This window comes from Clostridium cuniculi (assembly GCF_004353185.1).
GTDB classification, from domain to species: Bacteria; Bacillota; Clostridia; order Clostridiales; family Clostridiaceae; genus Clostridium; species Clostridium cuniculi.
Window position 1 is genome coordinate 14,608 of sequence record NZ_SMUS01000010.1, and the last position, 20,822, is coordinate 35,429.

The following is a 20,822-nucleotide window of genomic DNA, read 5'->3' on the forward strand; positions in this document are numbered from 1 at the left end:
ATGTAAATGTTAACATAAATGTTGCAACTTAAAAACACTACTTTTTTTATATAAAAATCATCATTTTTTATACATTCAGTCTTATATATGTCTACTTCCATGAAATTAATCTCTATGTTAAATATATTATAAATATTTTTTACTTGGTAGATTGTTCAATAACATTTATAATATAATAAAACTCACAATTATTATATATTGTGTATTTATATTAATTTATGGTAGGTATTTTTATGAATATTAAAGAAAAGTTTAAAGCTATTAGAAATAATTATGTAATTAATCAAGTTGAAAATATTATATTACCAAATTTTGAATGTAGTAATACAACTAGAAAAAAGTTTATTTTTATAGGAAGAGTTCAAAAAGTTGGATTTAGGTTTGAAGTATCATTACTAGCTAAAAAATTAGGTCTTACTGGTTGGGTGAAAAATACTCCTCAAGGTGAAGTTGAAGCCGAAATTCAAGGAGAAAAAGATAAAATTGACTTTTTAGTGCAATTCATGAAATCTCTAAAAAGAATTAAGATAATAGAAATTAAAGAGCAAATAATAGATGTTGTTTGCATAGAAGATGAATTTATAATTATTAAATAAATTTACATATAATAAAATTTCTAAATTAGAAAACTAATCTCAAAGTTAGCTAACGTAACCTAAATTTAAAATAGCAATGGTAAGTTAAAATATCTTACTTACCATTGCTAACTTTATTAATCTCCTACACCAAAATCAGTATTATGATATAACACCTCAATTGTTGGATGATCATCTAAATAGCTATATTCTTTTCTAAACCATTGAACTAATTCTTCATCTCTTTTTATAGATGTAGTATTGTCAACAAAAACATTAATTGTTCCATACTTGAAATTCTCTAAAAGTATTTCTATGTCTTTTCTAATCATATCTTTAGTTTGACCCTTTATTCCTACCATTAAACATACAGATTGGAATTTTTCAGCCACCTCTTTAGCATCTTTAAACTTAGCATTTTTATTTAAAAAATTATTTCTAAAATCGTAATCAAATGTTTCAACACCAATTTTAAATATTATAGGTATATTAAAGAAGTTTTTAATTTCATCTAATCTATTTCTATAGCACCAGTGGCTTTCAAAAAATAGCAATTTAATCTTTTTTTCATCTACTATTTTCTTTATATAATTCATAGTTTCTTTAGGTATTTCAAAACAACTACCTGAATTAATAACTTCAAGTACTCCAAACTCACCAGTTATGTTATCTAAGACTTCTTTATTTAACTTATTTAACTCCTCTTCATCTCTACCATTATCATCAATATAATCACAAAAACTACATTTCCCCCAAATACATGGGAATGACCTTAATAAAACAATTTCTCTATTATTTTTATTGGTGATTTTATTATATCTATCCATATTCATCTCCTATATAATACAGCTTGTCTGTTCTAATTTTAATTATATTTATATAATTTCTATAGGTTATTTCAAAAAATCTAATATATACATTAATTTTGGAAATTAAAATTTTTAGGCATAACTTTTATAACATTAAATACTAATAATACGATTATCATCTTATCAATAAATTCTGTTAATATCTGAGTTATAAATACACTTGGCACTAAACCTAATCCTAAACTATTTAAGTACATTACAATTATTGAATTTCCTGATGAAGTTATTCCTCCAAATACAAATGCTGATGCAATTGCAGCAACAAAGGCTGAACAAGATGCAATTAATAATGTACTAAATGGCATTATAGCCTTCTTCTTAAATGCTCCTTTTCTATAAAGAACTCCAGCTAAAAATCCTACTATAATTTGTGATGGTATAAAATATAGCGCATATGGATCAAAAGTTAATGTAGTTATTGAATAACTCAATATACCAGTAATAACTCCTGCCATTGGTCCAAATAGAAATGCCACTATAAATGTCCCTATTGTATCTAAGAAAATAGGTAATTTTAATGCAACTGCAATCAATGCTCCTATAACATTTACACCTACACATAAGGATATAAGTACCAATTTACTAGTATTGTTTTTTTTCATTTTTCCACTCCTCCTATTTAGTAATAGTAAGAGAGGTTTCTTCTGCCTTCCAAAACAAATAGACCTCTAAGTTATAACTTAGAGGTCCTATAAACAAAACATATTCTTATTAAGTTATAAAATAACATATTTATTTTATAACTAAGCCTAGTTTTTTATAGAGGGATGGTCATACGAACCTCTCCTAGTATTTCTACTAGATTTATAAATTTATTTAACATTATATCTTCATTACTTATTTTTTGCAATACTAATATTTAACATAATCATTAGAAATCTTAAAATAAATTGACTCATATGTCCAAGTTATGTTAAACTTAATATATTGTTACATCTGTATATACACTTGTTAATTCAAAAAGGAGACGTATTATTTATGAAAAAATTTAAACAATACTTAAATCACATATTTATTGATGGGTTAAGCGGTATGGCTTTAGGCCTATTTTCTACATTAATAATAGGTACTATATTACAACAAATAGGTAATTTTATAGGTGGAAACCTAGGCACCACCATATTCCTTATAGGTAAACTTGCAGCTGCAGCTACTTGTGCAGGAATAGGTGTTGGCGTTGCTTATAAATTTAAAGAAACTCCACTTATAGTAATTTCTGCAGCAGTATCTGGTATAGTTGGTGGTTTTGCAACTAAAATACTTACTGGAAATATCATAAGTGATACTGGAGTTATTACACTAGCTGGTCCTGGTGAACCCTTAGGCGCTTTTATTGCTGCATTAGTAGGAATTGAAGTTGGACATCTTATTGCTGGTAAAACAAAAATAGATATAATAATCACTCCACTTGTTAGTATTGCTGTTGGTTCTACTGTTGGATTACTTATAAGTCCTCCAATCTCAGAATTTATGACTTGGCTAGGATCAATAATAATGTTTGCTATGGAACAGCAACCTTTTATTATGGGTATTTTAGTTTCAGTAATTATGGGTATATTATTAACACTACCTATTAGTTCTGCTGCTATTGGAGTTATACTAAATCTTGATGGAATAACTGCTGGTGCTGCTGTTGTAGGTTGTTGCTGCCAAATGGTTGGTTTTGCTGTTGCAAGCTATAGAGAAAATAAATTTGGTGGCCTTCTTGCGCAAGGTATTGGTACATCAATGCTTCAAATCCCTAATATAATTAAAAAGCCTGTAATATGGTTACCTGCAATTATATCCAGTGCAATATTAGGTCCTATTTCTTCAACCTTCTTAAAAATGACTAATAATGCAACTGGCTCTGGTATGGGTTCTGCAGGATTTGTTGGACAAATTATGGCTTATCAAACAATGACACAAACAGCATCATCAAAAATAGTTATATTACAAATAATCATAATGCATTTTGTACTTCCAGCTCTTCTTACATTTATAATTTCAGAATTTATGCGTAAGAAAGAATGGATTAAACAAGGTGATATGGCTTTAGACTTGTAAAAAATGGGTGTACCTCCGGGGTCAATCCAATATATGGATTGACCCCGGAGGTACACCCTTTATTTTCCAAAGAGAAAAACAGCAATCATATACCCCGTAATGATTACTGCTTTTATAAATTATTATTTAATTTTCAACTCTTTCATACATCTTCCTTTGTTAGTCCAAATAGGCAAGTTAACAACATATTTTTCAATTATATCTACACCTATTTCCTTAGCTTCTTCTTCTTGAATCATACCCTTTATTTCACTTAAGATTTCATCTAAACTTTTTTCCTGCACTATAACGTATAAAAACTTTAAGAATTCATCTATTTCCTCTTCTGACATAATAAAGTACTTTAAAAATCCCCTTTTAAAATCCTTTGCATAACTATTATCAACTTCCCAATTACTCTTAGATAATGATAATAATTCACTTTCAGAAAACTTTCTATAATCTCTATTTTTCATTTTTCTATTAATATCATTATAAAGACTAACATAATTATCTATATTAGAATTAAATACAAAGGCACCTTCAATAATATATTCATCACTATATTTAGAACTTTCTCTTAAAATATTAACTAAGTACTGATGATCATATTCCTCAACTAAGTATTGCTTTACAAATTCAACTATTTGATATACCTCTAGTAAACCATATGCCCTAACCATCCCTCTATACAAGCTTATTATCTTAGTATTATTTTTAATTTTACGTCTAACTTGAAAATCTTCTAATAATTTAATAAGTTCTTGAGTTACTGATGGCATTAAGAACATCTTATTACCATCTTTATTTTCAACTGGGAATATTGCTCCAATTTCAACAAAATAATCTATATAAATACCTTCATCATCACCTATGTTATCTAAGATTCTTTCACCATTATTTTTATAATATTTTCTTAAAGACTTAAATGCTCCTTCATCTAAAAGCTCAAATTTCTCTAATATAAGTTTTTCATAAGATGATAATAAAACTTCTTTTAAATCTTGCTTTTTATATTTATAAACTTTACTAATCCCTAAAGCTTCAGCAATCTTAGCTAACCTTTCCCTTGTCATAGCAGACAATAATTCATTTAAATCCTTAGAGTATGGTGTTTTTTTAAATTGTTTTTCAATTCTTTTATTATTAGACTCCTTTATAGAATCACACAATTTCTCCATAGCTATTAATATATTATTAAGCTCTTCATTATATCTATCTTGACTATTTATTTTTATAAATTCATCTACCTTTAAATCCTTATACTCTTTACTAAAGCATTCCTCACACATCCATAATTGCAAGTTAATATCAAAAAATACAGCATTTTTACCGCATTTCTCACACGTCTCACACTTTTGTTTCATTAATCACGACCTCCATTCTCTACCTTTCACGCTTTTATCATTATTTCCAAATAATATAAAACTTAGTCGCACTTTATGTAAGTTTTGTGTTTTAAAAGTATAAAAGTAGTACTCTAGCTACCTTCAGCCTAAGTACTACTTTATAATATTTATTTATATATTAATATTCTTGCAACTTATAAACTGTTACTCTTTTTCTATGTAATAACTTAAAAAGTATAAATCAATTATTTTTATATTTTCTTGTATTTTAATACTTTACATACCTATTATAAATTTATATTTTCCTCCTTCTTATATCCCATTATAACTAACGATAATACTAATGGAATACAGGAAATTAATATAGCTTTTCTTCCTATATTTAATGAAAAAATCGAACCTATAAAAGCACCAAAACAAAAAACAAATATTATAAAATAATATTGAAAAGCTACCTTTAAATAATTCCTATCTTTATTTTTCATAAAAACAACTAACTTTTCTGTTCCACTTCTTAAGTTGCCTGTACACATAGTAGTGGCATAAGCATTACCATGAAATTTTCTAAAACTTTCTACTTGCATTGCACAAATTAATGAAATCAAAGTATTTGCAATATAATCATAGGATATAAAAGCTACAAATATAAGTAAAATTATTTCTATTGCTAAAACTACTTGTCTCCAATGAACTTTTTCATACTCTAATAATCTATGTCTTATAATTTCAACTACTAAAACTCCAACAGCAAAAGCAATAATTGGTACTAAATATTTTATTATATCCTTTGTATTGCCTTCTAGAAAATTAATACCCAACATAACCATATTACCTGTTTGAGCATTTGCAAATACCTTTCCCCTACATAAATAAGTATATGCATCTAAAAATCCACCTGTTAATGCTAGTAAAACTCCAACCCTTAATGATTCTGAAAATTGTTTCCTCATAACTAACTACTACATTCCATTCTTTCTATAATTTTCTATAATAATACATTATACCCCTTTTTAATTTTTCAATCTATTCTATAATAAAAATAAACAGAGATTTATCTAAAATAAACTTTCTCTGCTTATGGAAAATTTAAATATAAATATCTGAAAACTCTATGTTCATTCTTGTTACCATTCCATTAGATACTTTATTATAATCTAATTTTTCTAAATAATCTTCATTACTTAAAATCGAAACTGGTAATTTTATAGTAAATTCACTTCCAACTCCAATCTCACTTTTAACCTCTATTATACCACCTTGAATATTAATTAAATCTTTTACAATAGATAATCCTATACCGCTTCCCTCACTTCTCTTTCTTAATCTATCCTCTACTTGCTTAAACCTCTCAAAAATAACTTTTAATTTATCACTTGGGATTCCAATTCCATTATCTTTTACAGTTATATTAAAAGTTTCACCACAATCCTTTAATAATACCTCTATCTTTCCTGGTGAATTAGTATACTTAATACTATTTGACAGTAAGTTAAACATTGTTCTTTCTAGCTTTTCTAAATCAAATGCCATTATCTTTTCCTCAACATCTGTATCAAAAATTAAAGTAATACCATTTTGCTTAGCAAATTCAGCCGCAGACATAGATATATTTTCAATAAAATCTACTATATTATCATTTTGAGGATTATATTCATAATACCCACAATCAAATTTAGTAGAGTCTATCAAATTATTAACTAACTTTAATAGTCGTTTAGAGTTTTGATTTATTATTTCAATATAATTTTTTAATCTATTATTCTTTTTTAATAAATCTTTTTCTATTAATTCAATAGTTTGTAACGAACTAAAAATTAGATTTAAAGGAGTTCTTAATTCATGTGATAAATTTGCAAAAAACTCCAATCTCAATCTTTCAACTTCTTTTCTATGAGATACATCTCTTATAGTCTCAATAACACCTACCAAATTACCATAACTATCTAGAAACGGCTCCTTAACAATTTCAAATTCTACTGATTTTCCATTAATTTTCACATATTCATTATATATTTTTCTACACCTATCATTAATAACTTCTAAATCTGTGCTAATAGTATTTTCAGCTATATCACTTAATTCAGAGATACTAGTAATTTTTTTACCTATAATTTCTTCTCTAGTAATATTTAATACCTCTAAAAAACTATTATTACAATCTAAATAAACTCCTTCAGTATCTTTAAGAATTATATACTCAGATATATTGTTAATTATATCAGCTAATGTACTACCATCATTTATTTTTTCCATCTTCCCAATTATATTTTCAAAAATTCCTATAACTCCAATTATTTCATTGTTACTATATATAGCATATCTATGAAGTAAATAAATTTTATTTTTTAATTTACGAATTTCTCTATAATAAGATTTTCTTGAGTTTATAAATTTTTCGTAAGATTTTGAATACTTTTCCCCTATCTCTTTCCCATATATTTCAATATCACTTGCTCCATAAATATCTTTGTCAATATAATCAGAAAGAATTTTAAACTTTTCACTACAATCAACATATTTATTTTCTATATTCTTAATAAAGAAAATCTCATCTTTTCTCTGGATATCTTCTAAAAAACGCTTATCCATACAGGATTCAAAATATAATATAAAATATTCATCATCTAGCTTTTGTATAGTGATCTTAATAAAATCCATTAATTGTTTAACATATTTAGTGTAAGTTAAATTTTTATCATCAGAAGCTTGTACTATATTAAGAAAATTTATATCTTCTTTGTATTCTGATAAAACATCGAAAAAATCTTTACATATAGCATCTTCATAAGCCATATTTAATAATAAAAGCATTTTATCACTAATATATTTAATTTCCATCTTAAAATCTTTATTTTCTAAAAATCTATATTTTACATATAGCATGGCCATAGGCATTTTTCTAAAAACTTCTCTGTAATCAATCATCTCTCTACCCTCGGAACATAAAATTCTGTCTTTCTATGTAACAAATATAACTATATTAATTAAATTAAAATTTCTTTATATAATTTTAGCATTTTTTTATTAAAATACAACATATTTGCAAATAAATTATATTATATTTCTTTAAATTTTTCCAATAAAAATTAAAAAAAGAAGCCAAATTAAAATTGACTTCTTTGAATATTTTATTTTTACTTATGTTTACACTTATGCTTTACAACAAGCTCATATAATGTAGCAACTGGTGCCCCTGTTCCGCCCTTTGGTGTAGTATCATTTCCAGCATCAGTCCAAGCAGTTCCTGCTATATCTAAATGTAACCAAGGTTTATCTTGTACAAATTCCTCAATGAACATACCTGCAGTAATTGTTCCACCATAGCGTCCACCAGTATTTTTAAGCTCTGCAAAATCACCTTTATATAACTTTTTAAAACACTTATCATTAGGTAATCTCCAGAACTTTTCACCAGTTCTCTTTGCAGCAACTAATAACTCTTCATAAAAAGCATCATCATTACTTAATACTCCTGTTATTTCAGATCCAAGTGCTACTAATACTGCACCTGTAAGTGTTGCTACATCTACTACTTTATCTACTTTTTCTTTTTCAATAATATAAGTTATAGCATCAACTAAAGTTAGTCTTCCTTCTGCATCTGTATTTAAAACTTCAATAGTTTTACCTGCCATAGAACCAATAATATCTCCTGGCTTATAGCTTCCACCTGAAATAGCATTTTCACAAGCTGCTACTACTGCTACTACATTTTTTTCTACCTTATTTTTTGCAAGTGCCGTCATTGTCCCAATAACAGCAGCTGCTCCACCCATATCACTTTTCATAGTATCCATAGAAGTTGATGGCTTAAGAGAATATCCACCAGTATCAAAAGTAAGTCCTTTACCTACAAGTCCTACTCTTTCATCACTATTAGCATTACCCATATATCTCATAACAATTAATCTTGGTTTATGCACTGATCCTTTTCCAACTTCTAAGAATGCTTTCATTCCTAATTCTTCTATTTGCTTTTCATCAAATACTTCTACTTCAAATCCACTTTCTTTTCCTGCTTCTACTGCATGTTGAGCTAAAGTTTCTGGATATAATATATTAGCAGGTTCATTTACAAGATTACGAGCTAAAATAATACCATCTGCAACATTACTTGCTTCAGCTATTTTCCCCTTCATTTTTTCAATCTTTTCTTTTGGTGCATCTAATATAGTTACATCTGGGTTATAAGTTGCTTTATTTTCCTTATACTTATCAAACTTATAGCTTGCTAGTTTAACACCCTCAACAATAGATTTAGTAACTCCACCTGTACATAATCCATTTGCTTTTATAAAGTGAATACCAAGATTATCTATCTTTAACTTTTCAGCTTGCTTTATTCCCTTAGCAACTGCATTTATTAAATTTGTTCTTTCTAACTCATCAAACTTTCCTAATCCTACAAAAATTTCATAAGTTAATTCTTCAGTGGTTCTATAAAATACTTGTCCACTTTTTCCTTCAAATACTTTTTTTGATTTTAAAGTATCTACTATTTTATTATTATTTTTTACATCTTCATATACAAGATTAATAGTACCTTGTAAGCTATCGATGCTTAAATCTTTTACTTTTATCATCCTTTGCTTCTCCTTTATTTAATAACTTTTCTCTATTATACTATAAATTTCAAATTTTGGCTCATTATTTTATCAATTCTTAAATTTCCAGTAAATGTAACGACCTCCGGGGTCATTCCATATTTTACCTGGATCATTCCATATTTTATAAAAAAAATAGCCTCATAGGCTATTTAATAATTTACCTATGAAGCTTATTTAACTAATTATATTACTTTCTTCCAAAGTCCGTGTAAATTACAGTATTCATATACTTCACTTACAGTTTCACCATCAGCTAAGATAAATTCTGCCTTTGGTTCATCTCCTGGAGATAGATACTTTCTTTGAACACCTTTGTTAGTCTTTAGACATATCCATTGAATATAGTGATTTTCAACCATAGGATGTAAAGTACTTCCTACAGTTACTAAAACATTATTTCCATTAATATTTACTTCAGGAACGTGTTTTTCAACAGCACCATCTGATGTATTTGCTTTAAGTTCCATCATTTTTTCACCACAGCATACTATTGGCACTCCACTTTCTTTTACTACTTCAACGATATTTCCACAATGTTTACAGACTAAAAATTTAATTTCCATAAAATCCCCTCTAATTTATAAAATTTTATCCCTTATATTCTAACATATATTGTAACATAATCCAAAATTATTATTTCTATATAATTCTTCTTTATTACTTATTTTGTCCTAAATTTCCAATATATCTTACAAAAAAATTACATATCCTTATAATTACTTCAGGATATGTAATTTTATATTTTTTTATTTCATTAAATCACTAGATACTATTATTCTACTACTCCACCTTCAACAACTATCTCTTCTGGGTCTACACTATCTCCATATACAGGTAATAATGTTTTCTTATAATCATTTAAGAAGAATTCTTCATCAGCTAAACTTTTAATTTCATCATTAATCCAATTTAATAATTCAGTATTTCCTTTTTGTACAGCTGGTGCAATTGTATCTATATTCCCTATACTTTCAATACCAGTAGTAAATCCCTTATTTTGATTTGACCAAGCTAATGCTTCAGTATTATCTGTTGCAAAAGCATCTCCTCTGCCATCTAATAATGCATCATAAGCCTCTTGATATTCATCATATTTAACAAGATTTAAGTCAGGATAAGTTTCAGAAAAATATGCTTCTGCAGTTGTTCCTTTTACAACAATTATATCCTTACCTTCTAATTGGTCAGCATCAGTAATTAATGCATCATCAGGTGATACTACTCCTAATGCAACCTTCATATATGGAAGAGCAAAATCAACGGCTTCTTTACGCTCATCAGTAACAGTGAAATTAGCTAAAATAATATCAACCTTACCTGATTTTAAATATTCAACTCTACTTGCAGCTTCAACATAAACAAATTCAACAGCATCTTCACTTCCTAATAAATCCTTACCTATTCTCTTTGCAAATTCTACATCATAACCTTGAACTTCTCCATTTGAATCAACATATCCAAATGGATTTTTGTCACTAAATACTCCAATTCTTATTTTTCCATCCTTTTTTATTTCATCTAAAGTTCTAGCTTCAGCACTTCCACTAGTATCTGAACTTTCATTCCCAGTAGCTGAGTCTGTATCTGAAGTTTTAGTGCTTGATCCACATCCTACTAAAATCCCCATTACAAGTGTTATTGATAAAAGTACTCCTAATAATTTTTTCATAAATAAAAACCCCCTTTAAATTTATATATATTTGAACTAATAATTAATTAGTGAGTATACCTTATTAATTATTAATTTGTCCCAACATTTTCATAAGTAAATGTATTAAGAAATTGCTTAGCTCTATCACTCTTTGGATTAGTAAAAAACTCCTCAGGTGTTGCTTCCTCAATAATAACTCCCTTGTCCATAAATATAACTCTATCAGCTACTGCTCTAGCAAATTCCATTTCATGTGTTACAATTACCATAGTCATACCTTCCTTTGCTAAGTCTAATACAACTTGAAGAACTTCTCTTACCATTTCAGGGTCTAAAGCAGCTGTTATTTCATCAAGTAATAAAATTTTTGGATGCATAATTAAAGATCTTACTATAGCCACTCTTTGTTTCTGTCCACCTGATAATTGTCTTGGATAACTATTTTTCTTTTCTAAAAGTCCTACTCTTTGTAAAAGCTTCTCTGCCTCTGCTTTTGCCTCTTCTTTATTTCTTTTTTGTACTAAAGTAGGTGCTAAAATTAAATTTTTCATTATATTCATGTTTGGAAATAACTCATAACTTTGAAATACCATACCTATCTTTTCACGTATTTCATTAACCTTATTATTTTCAGTTGATATTTCTTTTCCATTTAAACTAATTGTACCTGAGTCTATTTCTTCTAATCTATTTAAACATCTCAAAAATGTACTTTTTCCACAGCCTGAAGGACCTATTACAACAACAACTTCACCTTTTTTTAATGAAAATGATATATTGTTTAACACTATATTTCCCTTTTCATATGATTTAGTTAGATTTTTAACTTCTAATATATTCTCACTCATCTTAATCCTTTAGTCTCCTCTCTAATACTTCAGCCAACTTTGAAAATGGAAAACAAATGACAAAATACATTACAAATATTGTTCCATATACCCAAAGAGCTGCATCTGGTGTAGTATACCTATTTGCATCTATTATTTGCTTACCAACTTTAACAACTTCAACTACACCTATAAGTACTACTAAAGAAGTTGTCTTAATCATTCTTGTTAATAAATTTACTGCTGATGGAATTAATCTTCTAATAGTTTGAGGTATAATAATATGTGTAAACACTTGTAACTTTGTCATTGCAAGTGCAAACCCACTTTCATATTGATGACTTGGTACTGAAATAAGTGCACTTCTTACTAAATCCCCCATTTCTGCTGTTCCCCAAAATGTAAATACTATTATTGCAGCTAACTCTCCCGAAAAATTTATACCCATATGTTTTGCAGCTCCAAAATACACTAAAAATAACAATACAAGTTGTGGCATTATTCTTACAACCTCAAGATATATTCTACAAACAGCTTTAATAATCTTATTTTTGCTAGTCATTATTATCCCTAATAAAATTCCTAGTACTATTGAAAATATCATTGCAATTAAAGCTATTCTTAATGATACCCATATACCTTGGCACAACCTTAAGAAATTATTACCTTGAAATAGCACTCTGATCCCCAAATCCTGCATAGCGAACCCTCCTTTCTATGAATGTACAAATTATAGAAACAGGAAGCAAAATAAGTAAATATGCTATAACTAACATTAATAATGCTTCATCAGTTTTATAATAAATTCCAATCAAGTCTTTAGCTACAAACATTAAATCTGCTAAAGCAACAGCACTAAATACTGAAGTTTCCTTAATTAAAAAAATAATATTTGCACATAAAACTGGAACTGAAGTTTCAAATGCTTGTGGTAATGTAATATGCCAAAACACCTGAGATTTTGTCATTCCTAAACTTAATGCTGACTCATGCTGTACTTGTGATACATTTTCAATTCCTGAACGAAATGCTTCTGCCATATAACTTCCACCTAAGAAGGCTAGTCCTATAATTCCACAAGTTTCTGAACTTAATACGATTCCTAACTTTGGTAATCCAAAGTACAAGAAAAATAATTGAATTAATAATGGTGTATTTCTTGATAGCTCAATATATATTGATACTATAGTTTTTAAAACTGGTATTTTCATAGTCTTAATTAAACTACATATAATTCCAATAATTAATGATAATACTATTCCTATGGCTGCAATCCTAATAGTTAAAATTCCAGCTTCAATATATAAATGATAATGTGTCTGAATAAAATTAATATCCAATTTGCCCCTCCCCCAATTAATAATCTTATTAAAAATATATAAAAAAGACAGATAAATAACTTTTATGCATCTACCTTTCCTTAATATCTTATAAAAATCCATTAAGATTTACATATGAAAATACGTATAGAAACTAACTGTATATATATATACATACATCTCGAGCAACACATCATAATATTATGATTATATAATTTATTATTTTCTCTATGATTTTGTTCATTGCATTTTATCATAATTAATTCCCCTTCACGTTAATCATAAACTTTTCCTACTTTTCCGATAAGAATACTATAATATTATTTCTTTTAATTGTCAACAATTTTTTACTAGAATTCCTTTTAATGGTTGTTAGGTTTAAAAAACAAAAAAACACTAGAGAATGAACTCTAGTGTATATATAATGTTAGTTATCTTAAGCTTTCAATGGCTCTCTTTGCCCATAATGAATCTTTTAATATAGCTCGTCCAACTCCTATAAGATCTGCTTTTCCTAAATGTAGTAACTCTTCTGCAATATTAACTTCTGTTATACCTCCAGTTAAAATTACAGGAATTGAAATATTCTTCTTTATAGCTTCTGTAACATTAGCAAAGTATCCTTGTTCTTTAACTCCTGGAATTGTATATCCTTGTAATCCTCCTGAAATATCAAGTATATCCACCCCAGCTTCTTTGAATGCTATAGCTGCTTCTACAGCATCATCTATAGTATTTCCTCCATCAACATAATCACAGGCTCCAAGTCTAAGAAGTATAGGGAAATCTTCACCTACCTCCTCTCTAACTGCTTTTATTATTTCTAAATGTAATTTTATTCTTCCTAATAAGTTTCCACCATACTCATCACTTCTCTTGTTTGTTATAGGTGAATAAAATTCATTTAATTTATTATTTAAAAATATTTAACTAAATTTTTAAATATATTTGTTTGATTGAGAATAATTATTGATTTCAATATTTTTTTGCTATATAATCTTAATGGTTGCAACTTGAATTTTCTGGTAATATCCAGAATAAATATATTAAATTATTAGGAGGTCATTATGAATTTTTTAATTTCTATTATTTTAACAATTGTTATTATTTCTATAGGTCGTAATTTCATAAAAACCCACTCAAAACTTTGTTATATACTATCAGCAATTATATCAATAGCACTAATTATTGCTTCATATAGTGGAATTCTTTCAAATGTATCACCTTTTGTTAAAGCTCATATATTACCTATATTCACAAAAAGCGCCTTTGCAACATCACTATTTGTAGTAGTTATGTATACAGGTGCTTTAAAAAATGGAAGTAAGCTAATGAAAATTTTAATGCCAATTAGAGCTGAATTATCTATTATAGCAAGTATTCTTACTCTTGCTCATAATATTATTTTTGGTAAATATCATTTTGTAACATTATTTACAAATCCTAAATCAATGTCTCTTAATATGCTTCTAGCTGCAATTATAAGTGTAGTTTTAATTGCTATTATGCTTCCACTTATGATTACATCTTTCCCAAGTATAAGAAAGAAAATGAAATATAAATCTTGGAAAAAGCTTCAAAGACTTGCTTATGTTTTTTATGGCTTAATTTATCTACATATAATGCTTATAATGGTTCCAGTAGCTAAAACTGGTAATGCACAATATATACTAAATGTTTTAATTTATAGTTTAGTATTTTTAATTTATGCTGTAATACGTATTAATAAAGCTTTAAATAAAAAATCATCAACTAAATTTCAAACTGTATAAATAAAATACCCCCATTTAAGTATGACTCTTAAATGGGGGTATTTTATTATTAATATAATTTTCTTTCATAGCTTAATTCTATTTATTTTTAGAATATTCATCTGTATCTAAAATTGCTTTAATAAAGTTTTCTTCTGTTACTTCATACGGAGCACAATACCATTCTGTTACTCCATTCATTTTACGAACCATCTTTTCAACATCTTCTTTCTTAACATCAATATCATCTAAAGATGTTGGAAGACCAATACTCTTATTAAAGTTATAAATTATATCACGCTTTTCAAATTGTTTATCATAAGTTAATAAACATAAAACTCCAAAAGCTACTATTTCTCCATGAAGATGACTAGCACATGCTGGTACAACTGTTGAACCATAATAAACACAATGAGCTAAACTACTATTATAATAATACTTTTCAGCATCACTAGTTAAATTTGATACTAAACCTGTACTTATAATAATATCTAAAGCTATTTGCTCTAATTCATATGATGTAGTATTATTTCTACAATCCTCTAAAGCTTTAGCTGAAAAATTTAATAATGGTTCATCACAAGCACGACTTAATTGAGCCCCTAATAAAGGTGTATGTGAAAGGTTGTTTCCCCTTGTTGCAAGTAATACTTCAGATTCTTTTGATAATGCATCTCCAATACCTGCCCATAAGAAATTATCTGGTGCTTCTGCTATTATTCTTGTATTAATAAAAGTATGAACTGCTGGTTCACTTGGATAATAATAATCTCTAAAAGTATCATCAGCATTGTACATTACTGCAATAGCAGTACATGCTGCACAGTTAGATGCTATTGTAGGAAATGAAAACATTGGTTTATCCAACTTATCTGCTACAACTTTACATGTATCAATAGCCCTTCCTCCACCTACTGCAAATATACAATCAGCTTCTTTAACTTTTGTATTATTTAATAAAGTATCTACATTTTCATATGAAGCATTTCCTCCATACCAAATGAAATCTAACACTTCTATATTAGATCCATTTATTCCTTCTAAAATGTCACTTTTTGCTTTAGCTATAGCTGTTTGTCCACCAATAACTACTACCTTTTTACCATATCTTCTTGTAACGTATGGTATCTTTTTATAAGAATCACTTCCTATACTATAACTTGGTAAAAATACACTATAATTTGTCATAATAATTCGCCCCAATCTTTTTTTATGTTATATCCATTATAATACTATTACCCCTTTATTTGCAAAATAAAAAGTAGAATTTATATCAATTATGGTATAAATCCTACTTCTAATTTTAATTTATATAGTTTTAAAAATTGAAACCATTAAATCCCCAGTTGTCTACTTCTTCATATTTAACATATATGCAATCTTGAGGTATATTAAGCTCTTTTTCATATAAATTACAAATATCTTTAGTTATCATTTCTAAATATTTTTTATCAGCTTTTCCAAATATTTTTACTTCAACAAAAGCTCCATATTGAAGTTCTTCACCTCTAAAATATAATGAATACTCATCTTCAAATCCTATCATAAGGTAATTTTCGCTTTTTCCAGGTATGTTTGTTATTATTTTTCCTAACTCTGATTTAATTAAATCTTTCTTTTCTTTAGTTAATTTAGTTGTTATTTTTGAATTAATAAATGGCATAATAATTAACCTACTTTCTCAATTTATTTCACTTTATAAATATTATACTTTAATTATATCCACATTACCAACATTTACTATGCCAACATATTATTAATAACTTCTTTTGCAATACTACTTTTCTAATAATTCTAAAAAATAATTTTAAATTCTATTCCACACTTGTTTCTTTATTAATAATATCCCAAAACTCTTGTTCAGTAATTATTTCTATTCCAAGTTGCTTAGCTTTTTCTAATTTGCTCTTACCTGCCTCTTCACCTATAACAAGGATATTTGTTTTACCACTTATACTAGTTGGGGATTCTGCTCCATACCTTATAGCTGTTGCTCTCATTTCTCCCCTACTTTTAGACATATCACCAGTAAAAACTATCTTCTTTTTACCAAATATATCTTTTATTAAATTATTTTTAGCAAACTCAATCATTTCCTTTTCTTCTGCAATCTTTTCCTTATCCTTTGCAAACTTTCTAAACTTATTAGATTTTGCTGAACTTTCACTATCACTCTTAATTGCTTTATTATCCTTCTTTACAGTTGAGCTTGATGTTGGTGTAGTTAAAGTTGACCATCTTTCTGGTTTTATAACCTTTAATAACTCTAATAAGTCTAAAACATCTTGTAATGCATTATGAGCCTGTCCTTTTTTAATATTGTAATGCTCTAATAAATTAACTAATTTATATGATGGTAAAACTTCCTTTTGCTTTATTGTATTCATACTACAATAAAACTCCTGTTTATATTCAACCCATCCCCAATATCTTAAAAAGTTTCTATCAAAACTTGCATTATGAGCTACTAAAGGATATTTATATTTTTTAATTAATGCCTTAAACTTTTTCTTAAGTTCTTCATTTTCTTCAATAGCTTCTAATCCATCCCCATATCCATTTTTATATTTTTCTTCATCAGTGATTACTGCTAAATGTAAAGTATCTATTACTCTATAATCTTCAACAACAACTGCTGCAACTTCTCTAATTCCATCAGCAGGATTAAAGCTTCTTGGTGTTTCTATATCTACAATAATAAATCTTTCTTTTTTCTGCATATCTAATAAGTAATCTGGATGTATGCTATGTAGTTCTCCATTTATATCTAATATTATTTCATTGTTATCAACTATTCCAACAACATCACATTCTACAGCATCTTTTGTGTATGCTCCCTTATAATATAGATCTTTAATTTCACTAGCCTTTGGGCTTATTATTTTTAGTTCTTTTAATATTTCTATTTTTTCTTCTTGTGACTCAAATTTTCTACACTTTCTCTTTGGATTTATCATATTTATACCTCTATCCTATTTTTATATTTATTTATAAATTTATTTGAATTTTCAATAGCTTGAATATACTAACTTTAATTTAATATCTAACAATATTTTAAACTATTTTTATCTATTCGTTAATATAAATAAACTTAATAAATTCACTTACAAAACTTAAAGGTAGTAATAAGATCTATTTTTCACACTTCTTATTACTACCTTTTATTATAAAACTATATTAAATTATTAAACAGTAAACTTAGTAACTTGTCTTTCTGTTACTTGAGCTGAATATTTAGAAACCAACATTCCCTTACTATTTTCAAAAATGTTATTTTCAATTAAGCTATCCATTAAAACTTGAACCTCTTCATTTGTTATTCCAGCCTTAACATCTGAAATAGAAATGTTTGATTTTTCTCCTGTTTCAGTTAAAAATGTCATTGTTAATGTATACTCCATAATTAATAACCCCCATTTTTATTATTCTTCAATTTGAGATAATTCAGTTAAATAAAAATTTCTAGTGTTTGCACTAAGTAAATCTGCTACTAATGAAGCAACTGCTTGAACTTTTGCAAGTTCTACATTTGGTACTAATTTACCTATCTTCTTTTTTGTAAAGGTTGGATTTCCATCCTTGTCAATTGCTGATTGTACTTCAATTGATAATACTGTACTTTCTAAAGCTTTGTTTGCCATAATAAATTCCCCCATTCATTTATTTTTTTACTTTACACTTAAGATATATACAGTAAGGAGGATTTTTTACAGATTATAAAATAAATATTTTAAAAAAATTACTATTATGACATTTGATAGCATATATTCAAATTTAAGATTATAAGGCATCTCTTATTGTCTAAAGGCTTAATATAACATAATATGATTTTGACTTTATATTATTATCAAGTTATACTTAATTTACAAGTTAAGCAACTTAAGCTTATAAAACATAATATCGCGGGGTGGAGCAGTTGGCAGCTCGTTGGGCTCATAACCCAAAGGTCGTAGGTTCAAGTCCTGCCCCCGCAACCAAAAATAAATCTTATATTTTTATAGGATTTATTTTTTTGCATAAATTAAAATTACTACTGGATTTTAATATGCAAGAATATTAAATAATGAGAAGAAAATAGGCATTTTAATCATTTTGAGATACTCATATAAACTATATTAAAATTTAAATATGATAAGAGTCAATTTTGATATGGTAAATATATATATTCTAAAGAGCAACTATCTGAAATGAAAGAATTTTTCACTTCAAATATAAAAGAAGTATTTCCAAATATCATAATAAACTATGTAATTTAATTATAATAATATATTATTATAGTAAAAATTTATATTTCTAAAAATATAATGTCTTTTATTTGGCTCTGTAATTTAAACAGAGCTATTTAATTAAAATTGTATTTATCATTAACTCTTTTATAATTTTTGTTTAAGTTTTTATTTTAATTAACAATAAAAAATTAACGATAAATAAAAATGAACACTCCAAACTGAAGTGCTCATATAATCCTTATCTATAAAATACAGCTGTAATCATAAAATTAGTGCCATACTTTTCATTTTCTATAATTCCACTATCTCCCCATTTACCAAAACCTGCTTTAACTGCTAAAGGTCTTAGATCTCCATAGATAGAAAATACACCTTTAGACCATACTTTTTTATATCCATATCTTTTAACAAGCCTTTTAATTTCTTTTAAATTTTTATTTGCTATACTTTTAACCTTAAATATATCCTTAGAAACTTTAAAAAACTTTTTATAAAATAAAGTACTATCACAATAATGAGCGAATATTAAACAATTAGTATTATTACTTATTTTTATATTGCCTTTAAGAATTACATTGTTACTCTCAGCTATTTTATATGCCTCATTAATTAAAAAATTCATATTTATCTCTCCAGATTAAACATATTTTCTTTTATTATTTACATTTCTTAACTGTTATATGTATACATTACTAATACTCTGCTTTCTAAAACTTTGTTTGTAATAATAAACTTTCTCATTTCATTTTTATTTTTTTACATAAATATTTAAGGATATATAATGATTCTTTCTAGCAATCACTATATACCCTTTCTTATACGCTTAAAATACTTTTTTAAATATACTAGCTATTAATTTCTTAGTTACTCCAACTGGAATATCTTCAAAATACAAGCTTTTCTTTAAATAATCATTATTCCAATATTTAAAATCAGCTATTGAAAAATCATCTTGCCTAGATAAACTTTTCCACACCTGAAACATAATAAGTGATTGTAATTTAGGTTCATGAATCTTATGAGAGTTTAACTCATTACTAAATACTTTAGCACCTTTAATTATCTTATTTATATTTTTATTACTTAATTCATTACCTCTATATGCTATAGGTAATGTTTGTATATAATTAACATTCCAATAACTCATTACTTTCTTAATATACTTTGCAGTACTAGTATGACCAGCTCCTGCAGTTGTTGTAATTATTAATACTTTTTTATTATAAAACTTAGGTCTATGAAAATTATAAGACATATGATCTATAAAATTTTTTAATGTTCCTGATACCTGCATTGAGTAAACTGGAGTTGTAATAATAAAAGCATCTGCTGCTTCCATCTTTTTAACTATAGGTTCAATATATGAGTTATGTGGACACTTTTTTTCACCTTTTTTTATACAATTAAAACAACCAATGCACATTGGAATTTTCTCTTTTGATAATTCAATAACTTCAAATTCAAAATTACCATTCCTTTGCATTTCTTCTTTTACTTTGTTTAATACATCCCAAGTATTACCCCTTCGTGGGCTTCCATGTATAATTAAACATTTCATTTAAAAACCTCTTAATTAGAATTATTTTCTATGAATATTATACTCATCTTATTCATTAAAAT

General features: G+C 26.8%; 21 protein-coding genes, 1 tRNA gene and 1 pseudogene. 4 read left to right on the plus strand and 19 right to left on the minus strand.

What is annotated here, in order from left to right:
• Nucleotides 1-233: 233 nt before the first annotated feature.
• Nucleotides 234-596: an acylphosphatase gene (locus tag EJJ37_RS06570; protein ID WP_133014803.1), complete on the plus strand. Its 363-nt coding sequence runs from the start codon at nt 234-236 to the stop codon at nt 594-596.
• A 116-nt stretch (nt 597-712) separates the two neighbouring features.
• Here the strand turns inward: EJJ37_RS06570 and EJJ37_RS06575 are convergent, their stop codons facing one another.
• Nucleotides 713-1,402: a radical SAM protein gene (locus EJJ37_RS06575; RefSeq protein ID WP_133014804.1), complete on the minus strand. Its 690-nt coding sequence runs from the start codon at nt 1,400-1,402 to the stop codon at nt 713-715.
• Nucleotides 1,403-1,494: 92 nt separating this feature from the next.
• Complete coding sequence (locus EJJ37_RS06580) at nt 1,495-2,046, minus strand: ECF transporter S component (RefSeq protein WP_133014805.1); 552 nt, start codon at nt 2,044-2,046, stop codon at nt 1,495-1,497.
• A gap of 376 nt (nt 2,047-2,422) precedes the next feature.
• On the opposite strand from EJJ37_RS06580, the gene EJJ37_RS06585 reads away from it, so the two are divergent.
• A complete protein-coding gene (locus EJJ37_RS06585; RefSeq protein ID WP_133014806.1) occupies nt 2,423-3,490 on the plus strand; it encodes a PTS sugar transporter subunit IIC in 1,068 nt (355 codons plus the stop codon).
• 122 nt (nt 3,491-3,612) lie between these two features.
• On the opposite strand, the gene EJJ37_RS20100 is transcribed toward EJJ37_RS06585, so the two are convergent.
• From EJJ37_RS20100 to EJJ37_RS06635, 10 genes and pseudogenes are all read right to left on the minus strand, one after another.
• On the minus strand, nt 3,613-4,836 hold the full coding sequence (locus EJJ37_RS20100; protein WP_166484678.1) for a hypothetical protein: 1,224 nt from the start codon (nt 4,834-4,836) through the stop codon (nt 3,613-3,615).
• A gap of 269 nt (nt 4,837-5,105) precedes the next feature.
• A complete protein-coding gene (locus EJJ37_RS06595) occupies nt 5,106-5,768 on the minus strand; it encodes a YoaK family protein (protein WP_133014807.1) in 663 nt (220 codons plus the stop codon).
• A gap of 136 nt (nt 5,769-5,904) precedes the next feature.
• Nucleotides 5,905-7,743, minus strand: a complete 1,839-nt coding sequence (locus EJJ37_RS06600; RefSeq protein ID WP_133014808.1) for a sensor histidine kinase — start codon at nt 7,741-7,743, stop codon at nt 5,905-5,907.
• A gap of 209 nt (nt 7,744-7,952) precedes the next feature.
• The gene (locus EJJ37_RS06605) at nt 7,953-9,401 is read right to left on the minus strand and encodes a leucyl aminopeptidase (protein WP_133014809.1); all 1,449 of its coding nucleotides are present in this window, start codon (nt 9,399-9,401) and stop codon (nt 7,953-7,955) included.
• A 206-nt stretch (nt 9,402-9,607) separates the two neighbouring features.
• The gene (locus EJJ37_RS06610) at nt 9,608-9,988 is read right to left on the minus strand and encodes a desulfoferrodoxin family protein (protein ID WP_133014810.1); all 381 of its coding nucleotides are present in this window, start codon (nt 9,986-9,988) and stop codon (nt 9,608-9,610) included.
• A gap of 209 nt (nt 9,989-10,197) precedes the next feature.
• The gene (locus EJJ37_RS06615; protein ID WP_133014811.1) at nt 10,198-11,094 is read right to left on the minus strand and encodes a cysteine ABC transporter substrate-binding protein; all 897 of its coding nucleotides are present in this window, start codon (nt 11,092-11,094) and stop codon (nt 10,198-10,200) included.
• A 71-nt stretch (nt 11,095-11,165) separates the two neighbouring features.
• A complete protein-coding gene (locus EJJ37_RS06620; RefSeq protein WP_133014812.1) occupies nt 11,166-11,924 on the minus strand; it encodes an amino acid ABC transporter ATP-binding protein in 759 nt (252 codons plus the stop codon).
• 1 nt (nt 11,925) lies between these two features.
• The gene (locus tag EJJ37_RS06625) at nt 11,926-12,603 is read right to left on the minus strand and encodes an amino acid ABC transporter permease (protein ID WP_133014813.1); all 678 of its coding nucleotides are present in this window, start codon (nt 12,601-12,603) and stop codon (nt 11,926-11,928) included.
• Complete coding sequence (locus EJJ37_RS06630) at nt 12,566-13,243, minus strand: amino acid ABC transporter permease (protein WP_133014814.1); 678 nt, start codon at nt 13,241-13,243, stop codon at nt 12,566-12,568. Before EJJ37_RS06630 ends, EJJ37_RS06625 begins: the two co-directional genes overlap by 38 nt.
• Nucleotides 13,244-13,653: 410 nt before the next feature.
• Nucleotides 13,654-14,130 (minus strand): annotated as a pseudogene (locus EJJ37_RS06635) (oxidoreductase); the annotation flags it as partial.
• A gap of 159 nt (nt 14,131-14,289) precedes the next feature.
• On the opposite strand from EJJ37_RS06635, the gene EJJ37_RS06640 reads away from it, so the two are divergent.
• Nucleotides 14,290-14,994 carry a ferric reductase-like transmembrane domain-containing protein gene (locus EJJ37_RS06640; RefSeq protein WP_133014816.1) on the plus strand — a complete coding sequence of 235 codons (705 nt, stop codon included), beginning with the start codon at nt 14,290-14,292 and terminating at the stop codon, nt 14,992-14,994.
• 78 nt (nt 14,995-15,072) lie between these two features.
• Here EJJ37_RS06640 and EJJ37_RS06645 read toward each other — a convergent pair whose 3' ends face one another.
• The 5 genes from EJJ37_RS06645 to EJJ37_RS06665 all read right to left on the minus strand — a co-directional run bounded on the left by EJJ37_RS06645 (nt 15,073) and on the right by EJJ37_RS06665 (nt 18,614).
• Nucleotides 15,073-16,161 (minus strand): iron-containing alcohol dehydrogenase family protein, encoded by a 1,089-nt coding sequence (locus tag EJJ37_RS06645; protein ID WP_133014817.1) that lies wholly within the window; start codon nt 16,159-16,161, stop codon nt 15,073-15,075.
• A gap of 130 nt (nt 16,162-16,291) precedes the next feature.
• Nucleotides 16,292-16,636, minus strand: a complete 345-nt coding sequence (locus tag EJJ37_RS06650; protein WP_133014818.1) for a phenylpyruvate tautomerase MIF-related protein — start codon at nt 16,634-16,636, stop codon at nt 16,292-16,294.
• Nucleotides 16,637-16,787: 151 nt separating this feature from the next.
• Nucleotides 16,788-17,930, minus strand: a complete 1,143-nt coding sequence (locus EJJ37_RS06655; protein ID WP_133014819.1) for a BRCT domain-containing protein — start codon at nt 17,928-17,930, stop codon at nt 16,788-16,790.
• 228 nt (nt 17,931-18,158) lie between these two features.
• The gene (locus tag EJJ37_RS06660; protein ID WP_133014820.1) at nt 18,159-18,374 is read right to left on the minus strand and encodes a DUF2922 domain-containing protein; all 216 of its coding nucleotides are present in this window, start codon (nt 18,372-18,374) and stop codon (nt 18,159-18,161) included.
• Between the two features lie 21 nt (nt 18,375-18,395).
• Entirely contained in the window at nt 18,396-18,614 is a 219-nt protein-coding gene (locus tag EJJ37_RS06665; RefSeq protein ID WP_166484679.1) for a DUF1659 domain-containing protein, read from the minus strand.
• A 260-nt stretch (nt 18,615-18,874) separates the two neighbouring features.
• On the opposite strand from EJJ37_RS06665, the gene EJJ37_RS06670 reads away from it, so the two are divergent.
• A tRNA-Met gene (locus EJJ37_RS06670) sits at nt 18,875-18,950 on the plus strand.
• 490 nt (nt 18,951-19,440) lie between these two features.
• Here the strand turns inward: EJJ37_RS06670 and EJJ37_RS06680 are convergent.
• Together EJJ37_RS06680 and EJJ37_RS06685 are read right to left on the minus strand one after the other, a co-directional pair.
• A complete protein-coding gene (locus EJJ37_RS06680) occupies nt 19,441-19,824 on the minus strand; it encodes a hypothetical protein (RefSeq protein ID WP_133014822.1) in 384 nt (127 codons plus the stop codon).
• Between the two features lie 201 nt (nt 19,825-20,025).
• The gene (locus EJJ37_RS06685; RefSeq protein WP_133014823.1) at nt 20,026-20,760 is read right to left on the minus strand and encodes a flavodoxin family protein; all 735 of its coding nucleotides are present in this window, start codon (nt 20,758-20,760) and stop codon (nt 20,026-20,028) included.
• Between the last annotated feature and the right edge of the window lie 62 nt (nt 20,761-20,822).